Source organism: Pseudomonas sp. LS2P72 (genome assembly GCF_054897865.1).
The window spans coordinates 2075465-2096617 of the sequence record NZ_CM142708.1 but is presented as its reverse complement, the minus strand read 5'-3'; the positions used below and the strand labels follow the sequence as shown (position 1 = coordinate 2096617).

Genomic DNA, 21153 nt, shown 5'->3' with positions numbered 1-21153 from the left:
AAACCGGCTACAGGGTTAGAGGCCGCGCACATCCCGATCTTCGATCGGCCGGCTCTGGCGCAAGCGTTTGCCGCCCAGCACCACCCAGTCGATCAGACGGAACAGGCATTCAATGCCGAACGACAACAGCAACGCCCCGCTCATGCCCCAGATCATTGCTTCCGGCGTCAGCAGGATCTGGTAGCTGTAGCCGTTCCAGGTTTCCTTGCGAATATCCGGATCAGCCGCCAGTGCAACCTGCAGGAGGCGGATGTACCACGGGCCCTGCATGGCCTGGAACTGTTTATCCAGGGCCAACTGACGGGTCAACAAGGTGCTCAGGCTGTCGGCATCGCTGCGAAAGATCGGGTCTTCGCTGGCGCGGTAATGGGCCACCAACGCCTGCATGTCACCCTTGAAGAACTGATTCGCCGTGCCCTGAAAACCGCTCAGACCGGTCTGCGCCTCAATCAGATGCGCTTCGACCCGTTTGGCATAATCGCTGATGAACCCTGGCACCTGGACACCGATCAACAGGCCCGCCGCAAACAACACCAGCCGTAGATAACTGAGCAACATGAGGGGAAATCCTTATTCGGTCTTGCCCTGGCTGACGCATTCACCGCGTCGCCAGAGGCTCCATTGGCCCGGTTCGTAGCGGGTCCAGGTTTCGTTTTCGGTCAAGGGTTCGGTGGCGATCACCGTGACCACGTCGTTGGGCGTGGTTTCGGCCTGGAAGTCGACGATCACATCGACGTCCTTCAAGCGCGCCGGGCCAAAGGGTGCACGACGAGTGATGTGCGCCAGTTTGGTCGAGCAATAGCAGAACAACCAATCGCCATCGCTGAGCAGGCAATTGAACACGCCTTTGCTGCGGTATTCGGCGCAGGCGGCCACCAGATCTGGCAGCAGTTCTTCGACCTCTACCGGCTCCGGGAACGCGGCGCGCACGCGGTTGAGCAAATCGCAGAACGCCGCTTCGCTGTCGGTATCGCCGACGGGGCGGTAAAAACTCTTGATCGGTTGAAACTCCGCGAGCTGGCCGTTGTGGGCGAAACACCAGTTACGGCCCCACAGTTCGCGCACAAACGGATGGGTATTGGACAGGCAGACCTTGCCGACATTGGCCTGGCGGATGTGCCCGATCACCACTTCACTCTTGATCGGATAGCGCTGCACCAGGTTGGCGACTTCGGACTCACAGCTCGCCGCCGGGTCCTGAAACAGGCGCAGGCCACGACCCTCGTAAAAGGCGATGCCCCAGCCGTCACGGTGCGGACCGGTGCGGCCACCGCGCTGCATCAGCCCGGTGAAGCTGAACACGATATCGGTCGGCACATTGGCGCTCATGCCCAATAACTCACACATGCTCGGATTCTCGCTGAAAGGCAGGGGCAAGGTTACAGACGCGGTTCGACCCGCGATCGCTGAGGGTTGCTCGGCACCGGTGGACGACCGTAACGATCATCGCCCGCACCGCCGAAAGGATGATCCTCTTCAGCTTCATCGGCCCGGGCCGTAGCCTTGGCAGCGGCAGCCTGTTCCTTGCGAGCGTTGGACGCACGTTCGAGAGGGAACCGGATCGCCACGAACACCAGGTAAATGCCGAAGGCGATCATGCCGTACATGAACAGGTCGGACACCGCGCGCCAAGCGTTGTTGCCGACTTTGAACAGCAGATCAAGGGCAGTAATGGCGATGGCCGGAGCGACCTTTTCCTTCACCGGATCAATGATGGTCGGGCTGAACAGCAACACGGCAACCAATAGCCGCAGCGGCTCACGCAGCCAGCGCCACATCCAGCGGGTGATACGCATCCACACCAACAGGCAGCCCAAAGCGGCGAAGGCGTAGAGGCCCCAAGCGATCAGATAGTCGTTCTCGGTCATGGTGTCCATGGCAAGGCAGGCAAAGAGGCGCTTATAGTAACGACTTTTCGCACGTCAGGCTTGCTCCAATGCCAGTGTAGGAGCCGAGCTTGCTCGCGATGGCGATCTGTCAGGCACATCAATATTGACCGTGCCGGCGCCATCGCGAGCAAGCTCGGCTCCTACACTGCCGTCTGCGAAGCCCTTATTCTGTACATTGTCCGAGAGTCCTTCATGCCCCTATCCGTCAACGTTTCCGACGCTCCCATTGCCCGCAAGGCCGAAGGCGACGACCCGTATGCCTGGCTGCAGGAGCGCGACACCGACGCGGTGCTCGACTACCTGAATGCGGAAAACCGCTATCAAGAGGCGCAAACGGCCGATCAGGCCGGGTTGCGTGAAACCCTGTTCGAAGAGATCAAGGGCCGGATTCTCGAAACCGATCTGTCCTTGCCCTCTCCTTGGGGTCCGTACCTGTATTACACGCGCACCACGGCCGGTGATGAATACGCCCGTCATTACCGCTGCCCGCGCCCGGCCGATGACAGCCTGCAGCTCGACGAAAGCCAGGAACAGCTGCTGCTGGACCCGAATGAACTGGCCAACGGCGGCTTCTTTTCCCTGGGTGCGTTCAGTGTCAGCCCGGACCACCAGCGTCTGGCCTACAGCATCGACTCCAGTGGCGAAGAGATCTACACGCTATTCGTGAAGGAATTATCCAGCGGTCGTGTCAGCGAACTGGAATTTCAGGATTGCGATGGCAGCATGACCTGGGCCAATGACAGCCTGACGCTGTTCTTCGGCGAGCTGGACGACACCCATCGCCCGCACAAACTGTTCCGTTATAGGCTGGACGGTACGGCCGCTGAAGAAGTGTTCCATGAGCCGGACGGTCGATTCTTCATGCATTGCTACCGTTCCAGTTCCGAGCAGCAATTGCTGCTGTCACTGGGCAGCAAAACCACCAGCGAAGTCTGGGTGCTCGACGCGTTTCAACCGCAGCAGGCGTTTACCTGCATCGCCCCGAGGGTTGAAGACCATGAGTACGATGTGGACCACGGCGCGCTCGACGGTCAATGGACCTGGTTCATTCGCACCAATCGCGACGGCATCAACTTTGCCCTGTACCACGCCGTAGATACCGGCCTAGCGCCGACCGAGGCCGACTGGCAGAACCTGATCCCGCACAGCGACACAGTGATGATCGAAGGCATGAGCCTGAATACCGGGGCCATGACCCTGAGCCTGCGTGAAGGTGGCTTGCCGATCATCGAAGTTCATCCGCAAGACCTGCCGAGCTACCGTGTGCAATTGCCGGATGCGGCCTACAGCCTGCACGTGCAGAACAGTCTGGAATTCGTCAGCGACAGAATTCGTCTGCGCTACGAAGCCTTGAACCGTCCGGCGCAAATCCGCCAACTGGTATTGGGCAGCGGCGAGCAGAAAGTCCTCAAGGAAACCCCGGTGCTCGGCCCGTTCGACGCCGATGCCTACGTCAGCCAGCGCCTGTGGGCGACCGCACCGGACGGTACGAAAGTGCCGATCAGCCTCGTCGTCAAACGCGAAGCCCTCGGTAAGCCGACGCCACTTTATCTGTACGGCTACGGTGCTTACGGTGAAAGCCTCGACCCGTGGTTCTCCCACGCTCGTTTGAGCCTGCTGGATCGTGGCGTGGCGTTCGCCATCGCTCATGTGCGTGGCGGCGGTGAACTGGGCGAAGCCTGGTATCGCGCCGGCAAGCAGGAACACAAACACAACACCTTCAGCGACTTCATCGCCTGCGCCGAACACTTGATCGCCAATGGCTTCACTACTTCACAGCAACTGGCGATCAGCGGCGGCAGCGCCGGTGGTCTGCTAATCGGCGCGGTGCTCAATCAGCGGCCGGATCTGTTCGGCGCGGCGATTGCTGAAGTGCCGTTCGTCGACGTGCTGAACACTATGCTCGACCCGGATCTGCCGTTGACCGTCACCGAATACGACGAGTGGGGCAATCCTGAAGAACCGGACGTCTATGAGCGGATCAAGGCCTACGCCCCGTACGAAAACGTCACCGCACAAGCTTATCCGGCGACCCTGGTGATCGCCGGCTACAACGACAGCCGCGTGCAGTACTGGGAAGCGGCCAAGTGGGTGGCGAAATTGCGCGCAACCAAAACCGACACCAATCCCCTGCTGCTCAAGACCGAATTGGGTGCCGGGCATGGCGGGATGAGCGGTCGTTATCAGGGATTACGTGACGTAGCACTCGAATACGCATTTGTTTTCAAGGTTTTGGGCATCGCCTGAGGAACTTGGCCCGGTGATTAGGTCTTAAGACCAGACACCGGGCCCGAGGCGACACAACTCCCCTTTGGGAGCGAGCCTGCTCGCGAAAGCGGTCGTTCAGTCGACATTGATGTTGAATGTGCTGGCCTCTTCGTCGGAACGCCGCCCGGAGCAGGCTCGCTCCCACAGGGGATTGGGGACGTCCAGAAAACCGGAACCAGACACAAGAAAAAGACCGTGACGACATGTCAGAACCGACCTTACTGAACAACGAAATTCGCGACTGGCTGATGGACTGTGGCCTGTTCGATCAATTGCTGCCGGCGGACTTCGCCACGGCCTCGGGCTACTTCAGCCTCAGCACCATTGCTCAGGGCGAAGAGATTTTCCACGAGGGGGATGCCGGTAGCTTCATGTGCATCATCCACACCGGCCAGGTGGCGGTGCAGAAAACCAACAGCGACGGGCACCTGGTGACCATGGCAACGTTACGCAGCGGTCGGGCGTTCGGCGAAATGGCCGTACTCGACGGCGAACGGCGCTCGGCCAGTTGCGTGGCCGCGAGCAATTGCCAGTTGCTCAATCTGGGCAAGGACTCGCTGGAAAAGATGCTCAACGATGCGCCGAAAATCGCTGCCAAAATCATCCGCGCCCTCGCCGTCTCCCTCTCCAAGCGCCTACGCATGGCCGATGGGCAACTGCTCTCGCAGCAGGTTTAACCACCGGGTGACTTGATCTTCGTGCTATTTGGCTCAAGACCCGGCAACGGTTGATCCTTGGTCGGAGGACTGGGCATCTCGATCGGCACCAGCGGTGGGCCACCACTGCCAGTTCCAGCCTTGGGCAAGGTGGTCGGGGTAATTTTCGGGTACGGCGCAGGGGTCGCGGTACCGGGCGAACCGGGCTGCGGCGCAGGGTTGGTTGGAATGGTTTGCAACTGCTGGGCCTGCACTGCAGTTATCGAGAGCGCGGCCAAGGCAATGACCGTTAGAATGGTGCGCTTCATCAATGGCTCCGTTGGCCTTGTGGTCTTTTTGCAGGCTACTCCCAACTGCGCGTGTTTGCCTTCCCCCTCTTCTGCCAATTTCTCCTCAAGTGAGCCCCATGAAACGTTTCGTTCTGCTCGACACCACTCCAATTCCTGAAAATGGCGGTGCCTTGTGCCTGTTCGAATACGGCGAGGATTTCGTCATCAAGATCCAGGGCGGCGACGGCGGGCAACTGATGAACACCCGCATGCACGGCTCGGAAGACGCTCTGGCGGAGATCCCGTGCCGTAAAGTGGCCGGCCGGCCAAATTCGCGCGTGCTGATCGGCGGCCTGGGCATGGGTTTCACCCTCGCCTCGGCCCTCAAGCATCTGGGCAAGACCGCTGAAGTGGTCGTCGCCGAACTGGTGCCAGGTGTGGTGGAGTGGAACCGTGGACCGCTGGGAGAGAAAGCCGGGAACCCGCTGCTCGACCCGCGGACGGTCATTCGCATGGAAGACGTGGCCAAAGTTCTGCAAGCCGAGCCGCAAGGTTTTGACGCAATCATGCTCGACGTCGACAACGGCCCCGAAGGCCTGACCCAGAAGGCCAACAGCTGGCTCTACTCCGCTGGCGGCCTGAGCGCCTGCGCCAAAGCCCTGCGGCCCAAAGGCGTGCTGGCCGTCTGGTCCGCGAGCGCTGACCGACAGTTTTCCGACAAACTGAAGAAGGCCGGCTTCAAGGCTGAGGAAGTCCAGGTCTTCGCCCATGGCAACAAAGGCACCCGCCACACCATCTGGATTGCCGAGAAGCTCAAGGGCTGAGCTAAACTCACGTCATAACCGTCATTAGTCTTTTTACAAAGGTGAACCCATGAGTTCGTCAACGCCACCGACCAACACGTCGAAACTGGACCGCATCCTTGCCGACAACCAGCGCGACAAGGAAATGGGCTACCGCGACAAGGCCCTGAAAATGTACCCGCACGTGTGCGGTCGCTGCGCCCGTGAGTTTTCCGGCAAGCGCCTGAGCGAACTGACCGTGCACCACCGCGACCACAACCACGACAACAACCCTCAGGACGGCTCGAACTGGGAATTGTTGTGCCTGTACTGCCACGACAACGAACACTCGCGGTACACCGATCAACAGTATTTCGGTGAAGGCTCGCTGAGCTCGCCGAAAATCGCCAAGGCGACGCATAACCCGTTTGCCGCGTTGGCCGGGCTGATGAAAAAAGAAGACTGAAGATCTTCAGTGCTTCGACCGGCCTCATCGTCGGAACGCCGCCCGGAGCCGGCTCACTCCCACAGGGATCCTGAGTGTTCACACCTATCATGTGTACTGAAGATCCAGTGTGGGAGTGAGCCTGCTCGCGATAGCAATCGTCCGGACACCGCCAATCTCAAACCAATCCCCCGTATAATCGCCGTTTTTTCCCCGAAGGCACCCGCTCGTGGCAGACAAACGGTACAGCTGCATTGGTTTGTATAACCCCAAATCACCGGAGAACGTCGGTTCGGTGATGCGCGCCGCTGGCTGCTATGGCGTGGCCTCCGTGTTCTACACCGGCAAGCGTTATGAACGCGCCGCCGACTTCGTCACCGACACCAAGCGCGTCCACTACGACATTCCGCTGATCGGCATCGACGACCTGAAAAAAATCCTCCCGCTGGGCTGCGTTCCAGTCGCTGTGGAACTGGTGGACGGCGCCCGTTCGCTGCCGGAATACACCCATCCGGACCGCGCGCTTTACATCTTCGGCCCGGAAGACGGCTCGCTGGATAAAGAGATTCGCGACTGGTGCGAAGACGTGGTCTACATCCCGACCACCGGTTGCATGAACCTGGCGGCCACCGTCAACGTCGTGCTCTATGACCGCCTGTCCAAGGGACTCAACACCCGCTCCGGGGCGAAATTTCGCTGATTCAGCGCACATCCGATGGAACAAGCCGCCCGCCTCGGGAGTCAGCTTAAGTATCTATTCCTGAAGCAGCTATTCCCGACTGGAGACAGATCATGAGCGAACTCAAACGCGTAGAACGCATCGAATCCACCCCGTTCCAGACTCACACCGAGCAGAACGTGCAGGGTTGGGAACGCATCGGTTCCCTGGCCGGCGGCGTGGTGATGGTCGGCAAGGGCCTGCGTCGCGGCGGTCTGTTCGGGTTGATTCAAGTGGCGATCGGCGGTGTGGCCCTGGCGCGTGGTATTACCGGGCACAGTTCGGCGAAAAGCCTGCTGGAGAAAAGCCGCCAGGACATGAACAACGTGCGGGCGAAAATTCAGCGGGCGGGTGAAGAGTTGAACCGGTTGAAGGCGAATGCTGATGCGGCGACCAATACCGCTACCGTGACCGGTAATGATTCGTTGAAGTCGCCTAAACCCGGGGCTTAATCCAGACGATGTAGTGAGGCTTAAGGCCTCTTCGCGGGCAAGCCTTGCTCCTACAGGTGCTGTGTCGATCACGACATTTGTGAACGACACTCAACCTGTAGGAGCAAGGCTTGCCCGCGATGGCGGTATTACTGAAGCAACCCGGTATCGAGAACTTGGGAAGATTCACCGATGATGCTTTCGGCCAACTGAACAAATTCCGTGGTATCCACACTCTCCAGATGCATCGCCCCGCGCAACACATCATCCAGCGAACGCTTGTTGCGGGTCTTCAGGCGAATCTCGCGGTCCAGCTCCTGCAATAACACGACCGCTTTTGACACCTGCGCCGGGCTGACCTGCTCAGCGCGCAAGGTTGTGACGTTCTGGCTGTCCTTGGCCAACTTCTTCTGCAAACTCTCATACCGCTCATCACTCATGCCGCCGGCGCGGCGCACCAGTTCGATGGCGTAATACTCGGCAAATCCTTCGCTGATCCAGTCACTGCGCTGCTGGTCGTTGATTCGTCCGAACACCTGCGCCAATTCCCGCACCAGCGCACTGCTGCCGCTTTCGCTGACCAGCGGCAGACGGGTGTTCAGATAGATCGATTCGCGCGCGCCCAGACTGCCGCGCCACATCGGGTCGTTGGCGCCGACAATCAACAGTTTGACGGGATGACGGGGGTACACCGCCTGCACTTGCGGCCAGACAAAGGTCAGCAGCGTCAGCACATCCATGCGGCGCATCCCTTGGCCTTGGGGCGAGGCGACGGTGACTTCGGTTTCCCCAAGCCGCGTGCGACGGCTGCCGAGGTGGCCGGCGAGCATCCAGCCCGTGGGCCGGTCGAACAAGCGAAAAACGTTATCGACCCGAAATTTGTTCTTGCCGATTCGCGGCCAGGCGGTTTCAACGCTTTTCCAGCCGGCGGGCAGTTCGAATTCAAGGCGTGAAACCAGCTCGATGCCGTCCGGCTGATCGAGTTTGGCCGCCGGCACCAGATCGTCGCCGCGCATCAGCGCCCAGGTTGGCGTCATGCGTGTATCGAAGCTGCCGCTCTTGCGCCCGTGGCTGATGCGTACGCGGTAGGTCAGGCTGGCCTTGTCGGCGGCCGGACGCCAGACACCACGGGCCTGCTTGCCCGGCGTGAGCTGCCATTGGCCGTCGGCCTTGAAATCGCTGTAGTGGCTGCCATCGCCCAGATCGAAATCCAGACTGCGCACCGCCGAACCCTGAGCCAGGGTCAGCCGCACTTCAGCCTGATCGCTTTGCGGCAACAGGCGCACGTGGTAATCCAGATCAACCTTCTTCGTCGCCCACGCGGACGAACCCAGGACCAAAAGCCCAAAGGCCAACGCCAGCCGCAATCCCACAGCCATACACACTCCTTGTGGCGAGCGAGCTTGCTCGCGCCGGGCTGCATAGCAGCCCCGAATTCTAGTAATCACCGCCGGTTTTGAGTGGGAATTAACCCGCCCGAAAAATCAGATGGTCTTCCCAATCGTCTTCGGCCACGCTGCCTTCGGCGAGCATGCGCCCGGACTGGGAAATACGTTCGTGGTGCACCGCATCGCGATCACCGCACACCAGGTGATGCCAAAGCGGCAGGTCCTTGCCTTCACTGACCAGTCGATAGCCGCAGGTCGGCGGCAACCATTTGAACTCATCAGCCTTGCCTGGCGTGAGCTGGATGCAGTCGGGGACGAAATCGCGGCGGTTCGGGTAATCGGTGCACTGACAGGTTTTCAGGTCCAGCAGCTTGCAGGCGATGCGTGTGTAATAGACGCTGTTGTCGTCTTCATCTTCGAGCTTTTGCAGGCAGCACAGGCCACAGCCGTCGCACAGCGATTCCCATTCCTCTTGATCGAGTTGATCGAGGGTTTTGCGTATCCAGAACGGTTCGACTTTGGCGACCATGGCTCAAGCATCAACATCAGGTGGTGAAAAGGCCGCCAGTCTAGTGCCAAGGCCCTTGTGGGCCAAGCGTTGGCGACTGCCGGTAAGAACGAGCTTGTCAGTTATTGCGCCGCCCAGTAGGGTTTTGCGTCGCCCCTCACCTTCAAACGTAGCAAGGAATCTCCTGATGAGTGCCAATCCACGCGTTGCCGACTATGCCATCCACCCTCAGTTCACCGATCGCTGGTCGCCCCGCGCCTTCACCGGTGAAAGTATCCCGGAAGAAACCCTGCTGAGCTTCTTCGAAGCCGCGCGCTGGGCGCCATCGGCCTACAACTCGCAGCCTTGGCGGTTTCTGTACGCACGTCGCGACACGCCGAATTGGGAGCGCTATCTGGGGCTGCTGAACGAATTTAACCGCAGCTGGGCGCAACACGCCTCGGCACTGGTGATCGTGATCTCGAAAACCACCTTCGCGGTGCCTGGCGCCACCGAAGAAACCCCGGCCTTGTGGCACACCTTCGACACTGGTTCCGCTTGGGGTCATCTGGCACTGCAAGCGAGCATCAGCGGCTGGCACACCCACGGCATGGCCGGTTTCGACCAGGACCTGACCCGCAAGGAGCTGAACATTCCCGAGGGTTATGCGCTGCACGCGGCGGTGGCGGTGGGCAAACTGGGCGACAAGGCGACGCTGGCGGACTATCTGCAAGCACGTGAAGAACCGAGCCCACGTCGTCCGCTGAGCGAGTTGGCCGCCGAAGGCGACTTCACCCTCTAAGCCACACCGAAGATCTACTGTAGGAGCCGAGCTTGCTCGCGATGGCGGTCTCACAGTCAACGATGATGTTGAATGTGATTGCCTCATCGCGAGCAAGCTCGGCTCCTACAGGTTCAAAGGATGGATTTAATACCCGCGCGAGAAATCCACTTCCCCGCGCAATGCCTCACCCGCCTGATACGCCCGCAGGTTCTCGACAAACAGATTCACCATCATCGATGGCGAGGTCGGTGCCGAGCTGTGGCCGGTCAGCAGCAAGCCCCAAGCGGTCCAGAACGGATGACGTTGCGGCAACGGCTCCTGACGGCAGACGTCGATCACCGCACCGGCCAGATGCCCTTCTTTCAAGGCCTCCACCAAGTCCGCATCGACCACTGCCACGCCGCGCCCGACGTTGATGAACAATCCGGTCGGCTTGAACTGCTTGAACAGCGCCGCGTCGTACAGGTCGTGGGTGTTCGGCGTATTGGGCAGCAGATTGATCACGTAATCCACTTCACCCACCAGACGCGGCAGATCAGCCAGCGCCCCGACTTCGACAAACGGCACCTGCTCGCGGGCTTCACTGGCGATGCCGTACAACTCCATGCCAAACGGCACAAGGAACTGCGCCACGGTCTGGCCGATGTCACCGGTGCCGACGATCAACACTTTGCGCCCGGCCAGGCTTTGGCCCTGGCGACTGTCCCACTTGCGCTCGACCTGGCTGACCAGCCGCGGCAGCACTTCGCGCTCGTGACCGAGCATGTAGGTCAGCACGTACTCGGCCATGACCTGACCGAAAATCCCCACCGCCCGAGTCAGGCGATAGTGCCGAGGCAAGCCGTCGGCCAGCAGCGGCGTGATGCCCGCCCAGGTCGATTGCAGCCATTGTGGCTCGTGGCCCTGACGCAGCAAGGTCGCCAGCAAGTCCGGCTGACCGAGCCAGATCGGACAATCAGCGGCCTGGCTGGCCAGTTCGGCGGAGTCGCCGCTGGTCAGCACTTCCAGGTCGGGCGCTGCTTGACGCAACAGCTGGGCGTACACCGGGTGGTCGTGTTCAGCAATCAGAACGCGCATGGTTCAAACCTTTCAAAAACAGTGCAGACGGCCGCCGATGGAGTAACGCTCCATCGCCCTGGCCCTCGCCAAAATCATTCCAGTGTTTCATAAAGGCTCTGAACAGAGCCTGTCTGCCGATTACATCGGGTCGTTGCGGCGCAGTAACTCTTCCGGCAAGTGTTCGATGTACTCGTCTTCGGCCGGCGGCATTTGCAAGTGGTAACCCTGCTTCTCAAGGTTTTCCAGCACCACGGTGATGTCCTCGCGCGACAGTTTGCGCTCGGGGGTCAGCACCAGGTCGAAGGCGTGATGCGGTTTGCCGAAGGCGGCCATCAGACTTTCCGGGACGCGCTCCAGTGCATCGCTTTTGAGCACATAGAGGTACATCTCGTTTTTCTTCAGGCTTCGATAAATGGAGCAAATACGTTTCAAGGCTGTTCTCCGGCGGTGGCCAGGCTGTCGAGCAGCGCCTGGCCCATCAATTCGCGGCGCCAGCCACGCAGCGAATCAGGCAATTGGTAAGGACCGTTGGGGTAGCCGCTCTTGAGCAGCGCTTCCAGGGTTTTCTTGCGCAGCATCAGCTCTGGCGCAATGTTCAGGCGTTCGGCTTCGGCCTGGCCGATCGCACGCAGCTGTTTGACCAGCGTGGCGGCGTCCACCGGCAAAGGCTCCGGCACCGCTGGCGGCCATTGATCAGGCGACACACTGCCAGAGCGCTTGATCAGATCAAGCAGAAATTCGCCGTCCTGACGCACGGTACGCGGGTGCATGTCTTCGATTTTCGCCAGCGCGCCGAGGTTGTCCGGCTGAGTCCGCGCCAGCGGCCACAAGGAATGCTCACGCACGATGCGGTTGCGCGGCAAATCACGGGCGCGGGCCTCACGCTCACGCCAGGCACACAGCTCACGCAACACGGCGAGTTGGGCGCGGGAGAGTTTCCAGGCCAGCTTGGCTTCGCGATAGACCTCATACGGATCAACTTCGCGTCGCAGGTTGGCCACCAGCTCGGCGCCGTCTTCCAGGACCCAGGCGTACTTGTCGTCGGACAGCTTCGGGCGAAGCTGTACGAAAACCTCCGCCAAGTGCAAAGCATCTTCGGCGGCGTAGCTGATTTGGGTGTCGGAAAGCGGACGTTGCAGCCAGTCGGAACGGGTTTCGCCCTTGGGCAGGTCGATGCCGAGCACTTCCTGCACCAACCGCGAATAACCCATGGAAAAACCCAGGTTCAAGTAAGCGGCGGCCAACTGAGTGTCGAACAGCGGCGCTGGCAGGCTGCCGGTCAGGCGCAGCAGGACCTCGAGGTCTTCGCTGCACGCATGGACGACTTTGACCACGGCCGGGTTTTCCAGCAATTCGGCCAGCGGCTGCCAGTTGTCGATGGTCAGCGGGTCAATCAGGTAAGCGCGTACGCCATCGCCGATCTGCAGCAGGCCTGCAATCGGATAAAAGGTGTCGACCCGCATGAATTCGGTGTCGAGGGCAACGAATGGCAGCTGCTGCCACTCGGCGCAAAACTGACCGAGGCTATCGTTGTCGCGAATCCAGTGAATATCGATGGCCACACGGCTCTCCCTTGAAGAATGGCGCGCAGTATATATCGCCCCCGGCGATTTCCGCGCATCCACTGAACAAGAGCTTTAGCGAATATGCCTGCCAAACAGCAAGAAATGTCTGACAAGCGGAGACTAGCCGGCGTTACGCAGTAGGTTGAAGACCTCACTCCTTGGCCAATACGCCGTCGATCACCGTACCGCGACACCCGGCAAACATATCCAGGTCCTGGTTGTAGACCTTGCTCTTGACCTCCAGCAAACCGAGCATCGAATGGAACAGGTTGTCCTGGCTCAAGGGCTTTTCGCGACTCAGTTGCAGGCAATGGGTGTCTACCGAGAACGACTTTTGATAGCTGTCGGAAAACCAGGCCAGCATCGCGACATGCTTTTGTTGTTCCGGTGCCAGCATGTAAGGCGTGCCATGCAGGAACAGGTTGTACTCGCCCAGGGATTCGCCGTGATCCGACAGATAGAGCATCGCGGTGTCGACTTTGTCCTGATTGTTACGCAACAGATCGATCAGGGTGGACAGCACGTGGTCGGTATACACCAGGGTGTTGTCGTAGCCATTGACGATGCTTTCGCGACTGCAATTGTTCAGGGCGTTACTTTCACACACCGGGGTGAAGCGCTCGTATTCTTTCGGGTAGCGCTTGAAGTATTCCGGACCGTGACTGCCCATCTGGTGCAACACCAGTACCGTGTCTTTATCCAGGGTATCGATGAAGTGCTGCAAACCCTGCAGCAGGATTTCATCGCGGCATTCGCTATTGGCGCAAAGCACCGGGTCTTTCAGGTTACTGACGTCGTCGAGGGTGACCCGATCGCAAGTGCCTTTGCAGCCCGATTGGTTATCGCGCCAGATCACGTCGAGCCCCGCTCGTTTGAGTACGTCCAGCAGGCCTTCCTGGTTCTTTGCCTTGCTGGCGTTGTAATCCTTGCGGCCCATGTCGGAGAACATGCACGGCACCGACACCGCTGTTTCTGTCCCGCAGGAATGCACATCGGTAAAAGCGATCAAGCCGGCTTCTTTATCCAGTTTGGGTGTGGTGTCACGGTCATACCCCAGGATACCGAAGTTCTCGGCCCGGGCACTTTCGCCCACCACCAGCACGGTCAGGGATTTGCGGCCGTGGGTTTGCCAGGCGGGATTTCGCTGGGCATCTTCGCCCAGTTTGATAAAGGGCTGCTGTGCAGACGCGACCTGCTCACGCAGATAGCCGAAAGAGGCACTGATGTAGTTGCTTGGCACCACCATCAAGCGCAGTTCATGATGATTGCGAAACAAAGAAGACAGGCCCTGATAGTTGACCAGCGCAACGCCTCCGATGACTGCAACCGACGCGACACTTACCAACACCTTACTTAATAGTTCATGGTGCCAGCGACGGTAATTAATCGGGGTGTTCCATAACAACAACGAAGGCAAGACACCCAACAGTCCAATATAAACAAACAGCTTCAAGGACAGTAAGTCGCGAACCTCGGCCGGGTTGGTTTCTGCGAAGTTACGCAACATACCGGCGTCAATCAAAACACCATATTGACTCATGAAATACGCCACGCCCGCACTGACCATGAAGATCAGCGTCAGCACCGGTTTCATCACGGACCGGAAAGCCAGCAGGGTCAGCACAATGTTGAAGGCGGCCAGGATCATCAACCCGAAAGCCACGCGCATGACGATGCCTTTACCGTCCGATGCCGTGATGTCAAACAGGTGTTGCCAGAGAACAAGGTTGAAGCCCGTTAATAGATAGGCACTGGCAATCAGTGTCACCCACTCGGGGCGGGCGGCTTTAATTTTCAACATGATGGTTCCTGAAAAGAAGTGCCTGCGGTAAATGTGAAAATTTCATTTACCGAGACAGCACTAACTTTAGGCAGCCAACCATCAATTTTTTGTGAAAAAGAAGCCAACGATTAGTTGGCTCATGGCACTAGGCCAAAACTTTTAACTTATTTGAGAATGATTCAGGCTCTGTTCAGGCTTGATGCAAATACCAGCGCCAATCCTGTTCGCCGACTTCACCCATGAACTGTCGATACTCGGCACGTTTTACCGCCAGGTACACACCGAGGAACTCACCGCCGAATGCTTCCCTCGCCCAGGTGGATCCTTCCAGTGCTCGCAAAGTAGTCAGCCAGTCAGTCGGCAACAGTTCCGTGGCCTGGGCGTAGCCATTGCCCTCCACCGGCGCGCCAGGATCGAGTTGTTCGCGAATACCGCGATGGATCCCGGCCAGAATCGCCGCGGCCGCCAGATACGGGTTGGCGTCGGCGCCACAGATACGGTGTTCGATATGCCGGGAAAACGCCGGCCCGCCGGGCACGCGCAAACTTACGGTGCGATTGTCCACGCCCCACGTGGGTGCCAGCGGCGCATAACTGTTGGTCTGGAAGCGACGGTAAGAGTTGGCGTTCGGGCAGAACAGCAGCAATGAATCGAGCAGTGTACTGAGCATCCCGCCGACCGCTTGTTTGAGCAGCGGCGTGCCGTCCGGGGCTTCGCTGGCGAACAGGTTGTTGCCGTCCTTGTCCGCCAGGCTGACGTGCATGTGCATGCCAGTGCCCGCCAGGTCATCGAACGGTTTGGCCATGAAGCACGCCGTCATCCCGTGCTTGTGGGCCACGCCTTTGACCAGCCGTTTGTAGCGCACCGCTTCATCCATCGCCTGCAAGGCATCGGTGCGGTGTTCGAGGGTGATTTCCACTTGCCCCGGTGCGTATTCGGAAATCGCCGTGCGCGCCGGAATGCCCTGGAGTTTGCAGGCGCTGTAGAGATCGGCCAGAAACGGTTCGATCTGTTCCAGTTCACGCAAGCCGTAGACCTGAGTCCCTCGCGGCCGCCCGCCATCGACATCCCGCGCCGGTTGCGGCCGACCGTTGCTGTCGCGCTGCTGATCCAGCAGATAGAACTCCAGCTCTGCCGCCATCACCGGGTAATAACCGTCGGCCTGCAAACCTTCGATGACTTTCGCCAGCAGATGCCGTGGATCGGCAATCGTCGCGGGCATGCCCTCCTTCGGGTGCATGCTGACCTGCACCGCCGCCGTAGGAATCAGCCGCCACGGCATGCGCGTCAAACTGCCGCTGATCGGGTACGCCCGGCAGTCGATATCGCCAACGTCCCAGACCAGGCCGGAGTTTTCCACGTCATCGCCGTTGATGGTCAGGCCAAGAATGGTGCTCGGCAATGGCCGTCCGCTTTCGTACACCGCCAGCAATTCATCGCGGTGCAGCAACTTGCCCCGCGGTACGCCGTTGTTGTCGAGGATGAACAACTCGAACATCTCGATATCCGGGTTCTGTTCCAGAAAGGTCAGGGCTTCTTGTGTGGAGGCGAAAGATGTCGTGGCAACACTCATGGGAATTCTCTTATTTCCGCGTCAGGCAAACGCTCAGGCGTCGCCGCTTGATCCCGGCGCATAGCGCGGGACCTGTAAGAACAATCAACGGGAAATGCAGGAATCCGGTGGGCGCGCGTGACGGCAGTGCCACAGCGCCCAAAAGGCTAATTCGGAGGGAAGTGCGACGGGACAACCGTCCATAGATAAAACCGCAGAGAACAGGTGAGCAGCAGCGTCACACGGGAGGTTAAGTCGTTAAATCGGGATTTGAAGAACTTTGGTTGCGACATGGCTAAACATTCTATAGACATCCTAGATCCCCTGTAGGAGCGAGCCTGCTCGCGAAGGCGGCGTGACAGTCGATGTTTATGGAAACTGACACTCCGTCTTCGCGAGCAGGCTCGCTCCCACAGGGGATCAGTGTCTCGGTAGAGGTATTTAATTTCTAAATACTGCTCCGGACTTTCTGATTTGCGGCCCGCAGGCCTCGCGCGCCTAATCGGCTCCTTGTCATTCAAGGTCCGATAGATGGAAAACGTTCGCGCAACCTCTCGCCCCGCCCTCTGGCTGATGTTCAGCATCATTCTTGTCGCCCTGAACCTGCGGCCTTCCATGGCCGCAGTCGGTCCTTTGCTGTCGGCGATTCGCGGTGACATTGCACTGAGTTTCAGTCTGGCCTCGCTGTTGACCATGCTGCCAGTGATGGCGATGGGGCTGGCGATGTTCTTTGGGCTGAGCATCAGCCAACGAATCGGCGAACAACGCACCGTGGTGCTCTCGCTGCTGATCATCGGCGTGGCCACAGTGTCGCGGTTATTCCTCGATTCGGCGGCTGAACTGATCCTCAGCGCCGTGCTGGCGGGTATCGGTATCGCGCTGATCCAGGCATTGATGCCGGCGCTGATAAAATCCCGCTTCAGCGATAACGTTTCCGTGTGCATGGGGCTCTACGTCACATCAATCATGGGCGGCGCAGCGATTGCGGCGTCGTTTGCGCCGCTGGTGATGATCCGCACCGGAAGCTGGCGTGTAGGCCTGGCGATCTGGGCGGCGCTGGCGCTGGTCGCGTTGCTGTTTTGGCGCGTGCAACGTGAAAGGCTGCCAGCGCAGCCTGCTCAGGCGCAGCGAAATGGCTCTTTCTTCGGCAATTCCCGCGCCTGGTTACTCGCCATCTTCTTTGGCCTGGGCACGGCGTCCTACACCTGTGTGCTGGCCTGGCTGGCGCCGTACTACGTGGAAAAGGGTTGGAGCGAACAAAACGCCGGGTTGCTGCTGGGTTTCCTAACCGCCATGGAAGTGTTGTCTGGCCTGCTGACACCCGCCATCGCCAACCGCAGCCGTGATCGGCGCGTGGTCCTGGTGGTGTTGCTGGTGCTGATCATGGCCGGTTTCTGCGGGCTTGTTCTCAGCCCGCAACACCTGACACTGTTGTGGCCATGCCTGCTGGGGCTCGGCATCGGCGGACTGTTCCCGATGAGTCTGATCGTGTCCCTGGATCATCTGGACAATCCCCAGCGTGCCGGCGGCCTGACGGCGTTCGTGCAAGGCATCGGCTACCTGATCGCCGGTCTATCGCCGCTGATTGCCGGGTTGATCCGCGATCAGCTCGGCAGCTTCGAATGGGCCTGGTGGTCACTGACCGGCGTCATGGCACTGATGATCCTGATGGTTTTGCGCTTCGATCCACGGCATTACGCCCGACACATTCACTGACCCGGACACCCCACCATGAAGCACACCGGTTTCGTCGCCGCTCACGTCGGCATGCTGCTCTGGGCACTGCTGATCGCTGCTTCGTTTTCTGCGGCAGCGCAGGTCAGCCAGGCCATCGACCCGATCCTGCTGACCGGTTTGCGCCTGCTGTTCTGCGCCCTGGTGTTTTTGCCGCTGCTGCTGTTCAAGGGCGATACCGCCATGACCGCTCGCGGACTGTTCGGCCATGCCGTGCTCGGCTTGCTGCTGGCAGTGTATTTCGGCTCGCTGTTCGAGGCATTGCGCTACACCTCGGCCGTCAATACCGGAACGATGTTCACCTTGGTGCCACTGCTGACATTGCTGTTCGAAGCCGTATTGATGCCCGACAGCAACCTGAAACAGCGGGTGCTACCGATGCTGATTGCCGCTGCCGGGGCCGTGTTGCTGGTTTTGAAAGGCACAGGCCCGGGTGAGCTGCCTTCGCTGTATGCCGTGTCGGTGTATGGCGTCGGTTGCCTGGCGATGGCGCTCTACTCGCCCCTGAGTCAACGGCTCAAGGCCGGCAGCCTCCAGAGTCGCGGCCCGGTGGGCATGACTTTCTGGAACATGCTGTTCGGCGCGCTGTTTCTGCTGGCATTCTGTGGGTTCAGCGGCGGCTGGCGATCGGCGTCATTGCTGACCGTGAGCGATTTCTGGTGGCTGATGTACCTGGCGGTGTTCGCCACGCTGGCGACGTTCTGGCTGCTGCATCGGGCCATCGGCGTCATCGCCCCTTCCTCGGTTATTTCCTACATTTACCTGAGCACGCTGTTCCTGACATTGTTTCATTGGTTCTGGTTACGTCAGTCGCCACTGCCGCTGGAAATCATCGGCGCGCTGCTGGTGGGAATCGGTATGTGGGCACTGCTGATGTCCAGCCGCCGCGGGGTGCCTGCAGCCGTTCAAAGCTGAAGGCCTCTGGAACTGCCCCACAACTTTCCATGAAAACTCCTACAAGGCATTCTCCTGGCACCATCGTTCCGTTAGGATCACTCGCACAAGTTTGCGCACAGTCAGCGCAAGGAGCACAGCGAGACGAAGTGGATGTTGAACAGTAACTTGCTTAGAAAGCTCGATATGCAGGACCTCATGGTATTTATCGCCGTGTATGAGCAAAGCAGCGTCAGCGGTGTATCCGAAGCGCTCTGCGTCAGCCAGTCCACCGTGAGTTACTGCCTGAAGAAGCTGCGCACCAGTTTCGAAGACGAACTGTTCATCAATACCCGCGCGGGCATGCGCCCCACTTACAAAGCCAGCACCATGTACGCCCACGTGCTGAAGATCCTCGAAAGCATCAACCTGTGTCACGCCGGTGCGCCAGCATTCGACCCCACCCTGCAACCAGTCACCTTCAATATCTGCGCACCGGAATACTTCGAGCAGTTGATCCTGCCGCGTCTGTTGAGAAGCTTCGATTTTGCCGACCTTCCAGTCATGGTCAACATGCACAAGTTCGAAACCGACATCCCGGCCGAAGAGCTACGCGATGGCAGCCTCGACCTGGTGATTTGCTTCGGCCCGAACTTTCATCGTAATCATGGCGATTTCAAATCCCGGATGCTGCTGGAGGACGACCTGGTCTGTGTCTTCGATAAACGTGCCACGCCACCGGAACCACGTTTAAGCTTGCAAGCCTTCGTCGAGCGTCGGCACGTGTTCCCGACACCCTGGACTTCCACCACCAACATGGTCGACGGCTGGCTGGCGCAGCAGGCGAAAAAACGGCAGATCGTCGCGCGCTCCAACAGCTACAGCGCGGCACTGAAGATGATCACCGGCACCGACTTCATCCTGACTTTGCCTCGGCGTATCCAGCAATTGCTGGCCAACAACGCGATCTTCAATCATTGCGAAGCGCCCAGTGGCTTGCCGGGGTTCAGCCTCGACATGCAGTGGAGCCAGAATGTCGATCAGGACAGCGCCAACACCTGGCTGCGCGAGCAAGTGGTCAAGGCCTGCACCGAGCAGGAAATGGCCTGAAACTCAGTGGCTGATGGCAATCTTGGTGTAGGACTCTCGATCGATGTCGAGGATTTCCACGGCCAGTTGGACTTCAATGTCCGTCGGCCAATCACACAGCTCCTGCACCACGGCCAGCAAACTTTCGGACAACTGCTTCTTGATCTGCGGTGAGCGACCGCTCAACAGTGCCAGTTTCACATGCACAAAGGCTCGCTCAGCTAACACCGTGCCGACCTTGAACGTCTCAACCTTCACCGCTCGACTCTTGATGTCGTATTCGGCAGCAAACTGACCGGAAGCCACCAACGCATTGTTGAGCCGAATCAACGCCACGTCGGCATTGAGCTCGGGCAGGTTGGCGGTGTATTCCATGTGCAGGTGAGGCATGACTGAGCTCCTGAAAGTGGGCAGAAAGGTCGTACATATATCACAGCATCGCCCTACTCACTCGAGCGGTAAAAACGCGCGTTCACTCATGAATGCCTCCAGCCGCGACCTCAACCAGCGCTCGGCGGGGTCGGTATCGACATGGCTGAGCCAGACCATCGACAGATCCAGGGTCGGCGTCTTGAACGGGAACGGTTCCTTGAACAGCTGGCCAGACGCGGCCATCGCTTCGGCGGCGTAATCCGGCAGACTGGCGATCAGATCGGTCCCGGCGAGCAAGGCCGGTAGCGAGCTGTATTGCGGCACGGAAAGGACGACTTGGCGCGTACGACCAATCTCCGCCAGCCACTCATCGGCGTAACCACTGACATTGGCGGTATGGGAAACCAGCACGTGCGGTCGCGCGCAATATTCATCGAGCGTCAACGGTGTGTCCGATGCGTCGGCGCGCAAAATGCTCGGCAGGATGTGCCGCAACAACTTGCGCTTGGCGTTGGCCGGCAACCCGCGAGTCTGGCTGATACCAACGGTGATATCGCCGGACGCGAGCAAATCCGGAATCCGCCAGTAATCGACATGCTGCACCACGAACACCACCGTTGGTGCTTCCTGGCGCAAGGCACGCAGCAATGGCGGCAGCAGGCCAAACTCGACATCATCTGACAGCCCGATACGAAAGGTCATGGTGCTGCTGGCGGGGTCGAAATCATGGGTCAGACTCAACGCCACTGACAACGAATCCAGCGCCGGCGACAGGTGCAGAATAATCTCCTCGGCCCGCGCCGTCGGCTCCATACGATGCCCGACACGTATGAACAGCGGGTCATTGAACATCGTGCGCAAGCGATTGAGCGCCGAACTGATTGTCGGCTGACCGAGAAACAACTTTTCCGCCACCCGGGTGACGTTGCGTTCGAGCATCAGCGTTTCAAACACCACCATCAGATTGATGTCGGCCTTGCGTAGTTCGTTACGATTCATCCACTGACCC

General features: G+C 59.4%; 23 protein-coding genes. 10 read left to right on the top strand and 13 right to left on the bottom strand.

The features are described 5' to 3' along the window. Positions 1-15: 15 nt before the first annotated feature. Genes ACYZUA_RS09785 through ACYZUA_RS09775 form a run of 3 tightly spaced genes read right to left on the bottom strand, consistent with a single transcriptional unit; the run spans position 16 to position 1877 of the window. Positions 16-558, bottom strand: coding sequence for a DUF2937 family protein (locus ACYZUA_RS09785; protein WP_074874312.1), 543 nt, complete (start codon positions 556-558; stop codon positions 16-18). Between the two features lie 12 nt (positions 559-570). Continuing rightward, positions 571-1347 (bottom strand): class II glutamine amidotransferase, encoded by a 777-nt coding sequence (locus ACYZUA_RS09780; RefSeq protein WP_461962926.1) that lies wholly within the window; start codon positions 1345-1347, stop codon positions 571-573. A gap of 32 nt (positions 1348-1379) precedes the next feature. Then, entirely contained in the window at positions 1380-1877 is a 498-nt protein-coding gene (locus tag ACYZUA_RS09775; protein ID WP_461962925.1) for an MFS transporter, read from the bottom strand. Positions 1878-2081: 204 nt separating this feature from the next. On the opposite strand from ACYZUA_RS09775, the gene ACYZUA_RS09770 reads away from it, so the two are divergent. Both ACYZUA_RS09770 and ACYZUA_RS09765 read left to right on the top strand, forming a co-directional pair. After that, on the top strand, positions 2082-4136 hold the full coding sequence (locus ACYZUA_RS09770) for a S9 family peptidase (protein WP_461962924.1): 2055 nt from the start codon (positions 2082-2084) through the stop codon (positions 4134-4136). A gap of 224 nt (positions 4137-4360) precedes the next feature. Beyond that, positions 4361-4834: a cyclic nucleotide-binding domain-containing protein gene (locus ACYZUA_RS09765; RefSeq protein ID WP_461962923.1), complete on the top strand. Its 474-nt coding sequence runs from the start codon at positions 4361-4363 to the stop codon at positions 4832-4834. Here ACYZUA_RS09765 and ACYZUA_RS09760 read toward each other — a convergent pair. Further along, a complete protein-coding gene (locus ACYZUA_RS09760; RefSeq protein WP_461962922.1) occupies positions 4831-5121 on the bottom strand; it encodes a hypothetical protein in 291 nt (96 codons plus the stop codon). The genes ACYZUA_RS09765 and ACYZUA_RS09760 overlap by 4 nt on opposite strands. 98 nt (positions 5122-5219) lie before the next feature. Here ACYZUA_RS09760 and ACYZUA_RS09755 point away from each other — a divergent pair, with 98 nt between their 5' ends. The 4 genes from ACYZUA_RS09755 (at position 5220) to ACYZUA_RS09740 (ending at position 7479) form a co-directional block, all read left to right on the top strand. Continuing rightward, on the top strand, positions 5220-5906 hold the full coding sequence (locus tag ACYZUA_RS09755; RefSeq protein ID WP_007898703.1) for a spermidine synthase: 687 nt from the start codon (positions 5220-5222) through the stop codon (positions 5904-5906). A gap of 49 nt (positions 5907-5955) precedes the next feature. After that, positions 5956-6330: a YajD family HNH nuclease gene (locus tag ACYZUA_RS09750; RefSeq protein WP_157712199.1), complete on the top strand. Its 375-nt coding sequence runs from the start codon at positions 5956-5958 to the stop codon at positions 6328-6330. Positions 6331-6538: 208 nt separating this feature from the next. Next, on the top strand, positions 6539-7009 hold the full coding sequence (locus tag ACYZUA_RS09745; RefSeq protein WP_129441984.1) for an RNA methyltransferase: 471 nt from the start codon (positions 6539-6541) through the stop codon (positions 7007-7009). 92 nt (positions 7010-7101) lie between these two features. After that, positions 7102-7479, top strand: coding sequence for a YgaP family membrane protein (locus ACYZUA_RS09740; RefSeq protein WP_461962921.1), 378 nt, complete (start codon positions 7102-7104; stop codon positions 7477-7479). A gap of 128 nt (positions 7480-7607) precedes the next feature. Here ACYZUA_RS09740 and ACYZUA_RS09735 read toward each other — a convergent pair whose 3' ends face one another. After that, complete coding sequence (locus tag ACYZUA_RS09735) at positions 7608-8837, bottom strand: hypothetical protein (RefSeq protein ID WP_461962920.1); 1230 nt, start codon at positions 8835-8837, stop codon at positions 7608-7610. 88 nt (positions 8838-8925) lie between these two features. Further along, entirely contained in the window at positions 8926-9375 is a 450-nt protein-coding gene (locus ACYZUA_RS09730) for a YcgN family cysteine cluster protein (RefSeq protein WP_461962919.1), read from the bottom strand. Positions 9376-9541: 166 nt separating this feature from the next. On the opposite strand from ACYZUA_RS09730, the gene ACYZUA_RS09725 reads away from it, so the two are divergent. Next, complete coding sequence (locus ACYZUA_RS09725) at positions 9542-10135, top strand: nitroreductase family protein (RefSeq protein ID WP_461962918.1); 594 nt, start codon at positions 9542-9544, stop codon at positions 10133-10135. A 126-nt stretch (positions 10136-10261) separates the two neighbouring features. Here ACYZUA_RS09725 and ACYZUA_RS09720 read toward each other — a convergent pair whose 3' ends face one another. The 5 genes from ACYZUA_RS09720 to ACYZUA_RS09700 all read right to left on the bottom strand — a co-directional run bounded on the left by ACYZUA_RS09720 (position 10262) and on the right by ACYZUA_RS09700 (position 16097). Further along, positions 10262-11194 (bottom strand): D-2-hydroxyacid dehydrogenase, encoded by a 933-nt coding sequence (locus ACYZUA_RS09720; RefSeq protein WP_461962917.1) that lies wholly within the window; start codon positions 11192-11194, stop codon positions 10262-10264. 120 nt (positions 11195-11314) lie between these two features. Next, complete coding sequence (locus ACYZUA_RS09715) at positions 11315-11608, bottom strand: YcgL domain-containing protein (protein ID WP_007898694.1); 294 nt, start codon at positions 11606-11608, stop codon at positions 11315-11317. Beyond that, positions 11605-12738: a ribonuclease D gene (gene rnd / locus ACYZUA_RS09710; protein WP_461962916.1), complete on the bottom strand. Its 1134-nt coding sequence runs from the start codon at positions 12736-12738 to the stop codon at positions 11605-11607. Before rnd ends, ACYZUA_RS09715 begins: the two co-directional genes overlap by 4 nt. 154 nt (positions 12739-12892) lie before the next feature. Next, positions 12893-14542 carry a phosphoethanolamine transferase gene (locus ACYZUA_RS09705; RefSeq protein WP_461962915.1) on the bottom strand — a complete coding sequence of 550 codons (1650 nt, stop codon included), beginning with the start codon at positions 14540-14542 and terminating at the stop codon, positions 12893-12895. Between the two features lie 172 nt (positions 14543-14714). Continuing rightward, positions 14715-16097, bottom strand: coding sequence for a glutamine synthetase family protein (locus tag ACYZUA_RS09700; RefSeq protein WP_461962914.1), 1383 nt, complete (start codon positions 16095-16097; stop codon positions 14715-14717). A gap of 510 nt (positions 16098-16607) precedes the next feature. Between ACYZUA_RS09700 and ACYZUA_RS09695 the strand changes: the two genes are divergently transcribed. The 3 genes from ACYZUA_RS09695 (at position 16608) to ACYZUA_RS09685 (ending at position 19793) form a co-directional block, all read left to right on the top strand. Then, entirely contained in the window at positions 16608-17792 is a 1185-nt protein-coding gene (locus tag ACYZUA_RS09695; protein ID WP_461962913.1) for a cyanate transporter, read from the top strand. A gap of 15 nt (positions 17793-17807) precedes the next feature. Further along, positions 17808-18725: a DMT family transporter gene (locus ACYZUA_RS09690; RefSeq protein WP_461962912.1), complete on the top strand. Its 918-nt coding sequence runs from the start codon at positions 17808-17810 to the stop codon at positions 18723-18725. 132 nt (positions 18726-18857) lie between these two features. Further along, the gene (locus ACYZUA_RS09685) at positions 18858-19793 is read left to right on the top strand and encodes a LysR family transcriptional regulator (protein ID WP_461962911.1); all 936 of its coding nucleotides are present in this window, start codon (positions 18858-18860) and stop codon (positions 19791-19793) included. A gap of 3 nt (positions 19794-19796) precedes the next feature. Here the strand turns inward: ACYZUA_RS09685 and ACYZUA_RS09680 are convergent, their stop codons facing one another. Both ACYZUA_RS09680 and ACYZUA_RS09675 read right to left on the bottom strand, forming a co-directional pair. Beyond that, complete coding sequence (locus tag ACYZUA_RS09680; RefSeq protein WP_461962909.1) at positions 19797-20162, bottom strand: 5-carboxymethyl-2-hydroxymuconate Delta-isomerase; 366 nt, start codon at positions 20160-20162, stop codon at positions 19797-19799. Between the two features lie 57 nt (positions 20163-20219). Then, the gene (locus ACYZUA_RS09675) at positions 20220-21143 is read right to left on the bottom strand and encodes a LysR family transcriptional regulator (protein ID WP_461962908.1); all 924 of its coding nucleotides are present in this window, start codon (positions 21141-21143) and stop codon (positions 20220-20222) included. Positions 21144-21153 lie beyond the last annotated feature (10 nt).

Excerpts from the sequence above, each read along its gene's own strand:
- ACYZUA_RS09785 (WP_074874312.1), bottom strand. The coding sequence starts at position 558 with ATGTTGCTCAGTTATCTACGGCTGGTGTTGTTTGCGGCGGGCCTGTTG.
- ACYZUA_RS09780 (WP_461962926.1), bottom strand. The coding sequence starts at position 1,347 with ATGTGTGAGTTATTGGGCATGAGCGCCAATGTGCCGACCGATATCGTG.
- ACYZUA_RS09775 (WP_461962925.1), bottom strand. The coding sequence starts at position 1,877 with ATGGACACCATGACCGAGAACGACTATCTGATCGCTTGGGGCCTCTAC.
- ACYZUA_RS09770 (WP_461962924.1), top strand. The coding sequence starts at position 2,082 with ATGCCCCTATCCGTCAACGTTTCCGACGCTCCCATTGCCCGCAAGGCC.
- ACYZUA_RS09765 (WP_461962923.1), top strand. The coding sequence starts at position 4,361 with ATGTCAGAACCGACCTTACTGAACAACGAAATTCGCGACTGGCTGATG.
- ACYZUA_RS09760 (WP_461962922.1), bottom strand. The coding sequence starts at position 5,121 with ATGAAGCGCACCATTCTAACGGTCATTGCCTTGGCCGCGCTCTCGATA.
- ACYZUA_RS09755 (WP_007898703.1), top strand. The coding sequence starts at position 5,220 with ATGAAACGTTTCGTTCTGCTCGACACCACTCCAATTCCTGAAAATGGC.
- ACYZUA_RS09750 (WP_157712199.1), top strand. The coding sequence starts at position 5,956 with ATGAGTTCGTCAACGCCACCGACCAACACGTCGAAACTGGACCGCATC.
- ACYZUA_RS09740 (WP_461962921.1), top strand. The coding sequence starts at position 7,102 with ATGAGCGAACTCAAACGCGTAGAACGCATCGAATCCACCCCGTTCCAG.
- ACYZUA_RS09735 (WP_461962920.1), bottom strand. The coding sequence starts at position 8,837 with ATGGCTGTGGGATTGCGGCTGGCGTTGGCCTTTGGGCTTTTGGTCCTG.
- ACYZUA_RS09730 (WP_461962919.1), bottom strand. The coding sequence starts at position 9,375 with ATGGTCGCCAAAGTCGAACCGTTCTGGATACGCAAAACCCTCGATCAA.
- ACYZUA_RS09725 (WP_461962918.1), top strand. The coding sequence starts at position 9,542 with ATGAGTGCCAATCCACGCGTTGCCGACTATGCCATCCACCCTCAGTTC.
- ACYZUA_RS09720 (WP_461962917.1), bottom strand. The coding sequence starts at position 11,194 with ATGCGCGTTCTGATTGCTGAACACGACCACCCGGTGTACGCCCAGCTG.
- ACYZUA_RS09705 (WP_461962915.1), bottom strand. The coding sequence starts at position 14,542 with ATGTTGAAAATTAAAGCCGCCCGCCCCGAGTGGGTGACACTGATTGCC.
- ACYZUA_RS09700 (WP_461962914.1), bottom strand. The coding sequence starts at position 16,097 with ATGAGTGTTGCCACGACATCTTTCGCCTCCACACAAGAAGCCCTGACC.
- ACYZUA_RS09695 (WP_461962913.1), top strand. The coding sequence starts at position 16,608 with ATGGAAAACGTTCGCGCAACCTCTCGCCCCGCCCTCTGGCTGATGTTC.
- ACYZUA_RS09690 (WP_461962912.1), top strand. The coding sequence starts at position 17,808 with ATGAAGCACACCGGTTTCGTCGCCGCTCACGTCGGCATGCTGCTCTGG.
- ACYZUA_RS09685 (WP_461962911.1), top strand. The coding sequence starts at position 18,858 with ATGTTGAACAGTAACTTGCTTAGAAAGCTCGATATGCAGGACCTCATG.
- ACYZUA_RS09680 (WP_461962909.1), bottom strand. The coding sequence starts at position 20,162 with ATGCCTCACCTGCACATGGAATACACCGCCAACCTGCCCGAGCTCAAT.
- ACYZUA_RS09675 (WP_461962908.1), bottom strand. The coding sequence starts at position 21,143 with ATGAATCGTAACGAACTACGCAAGGCCGACATCAATCTGATGGTGGTG.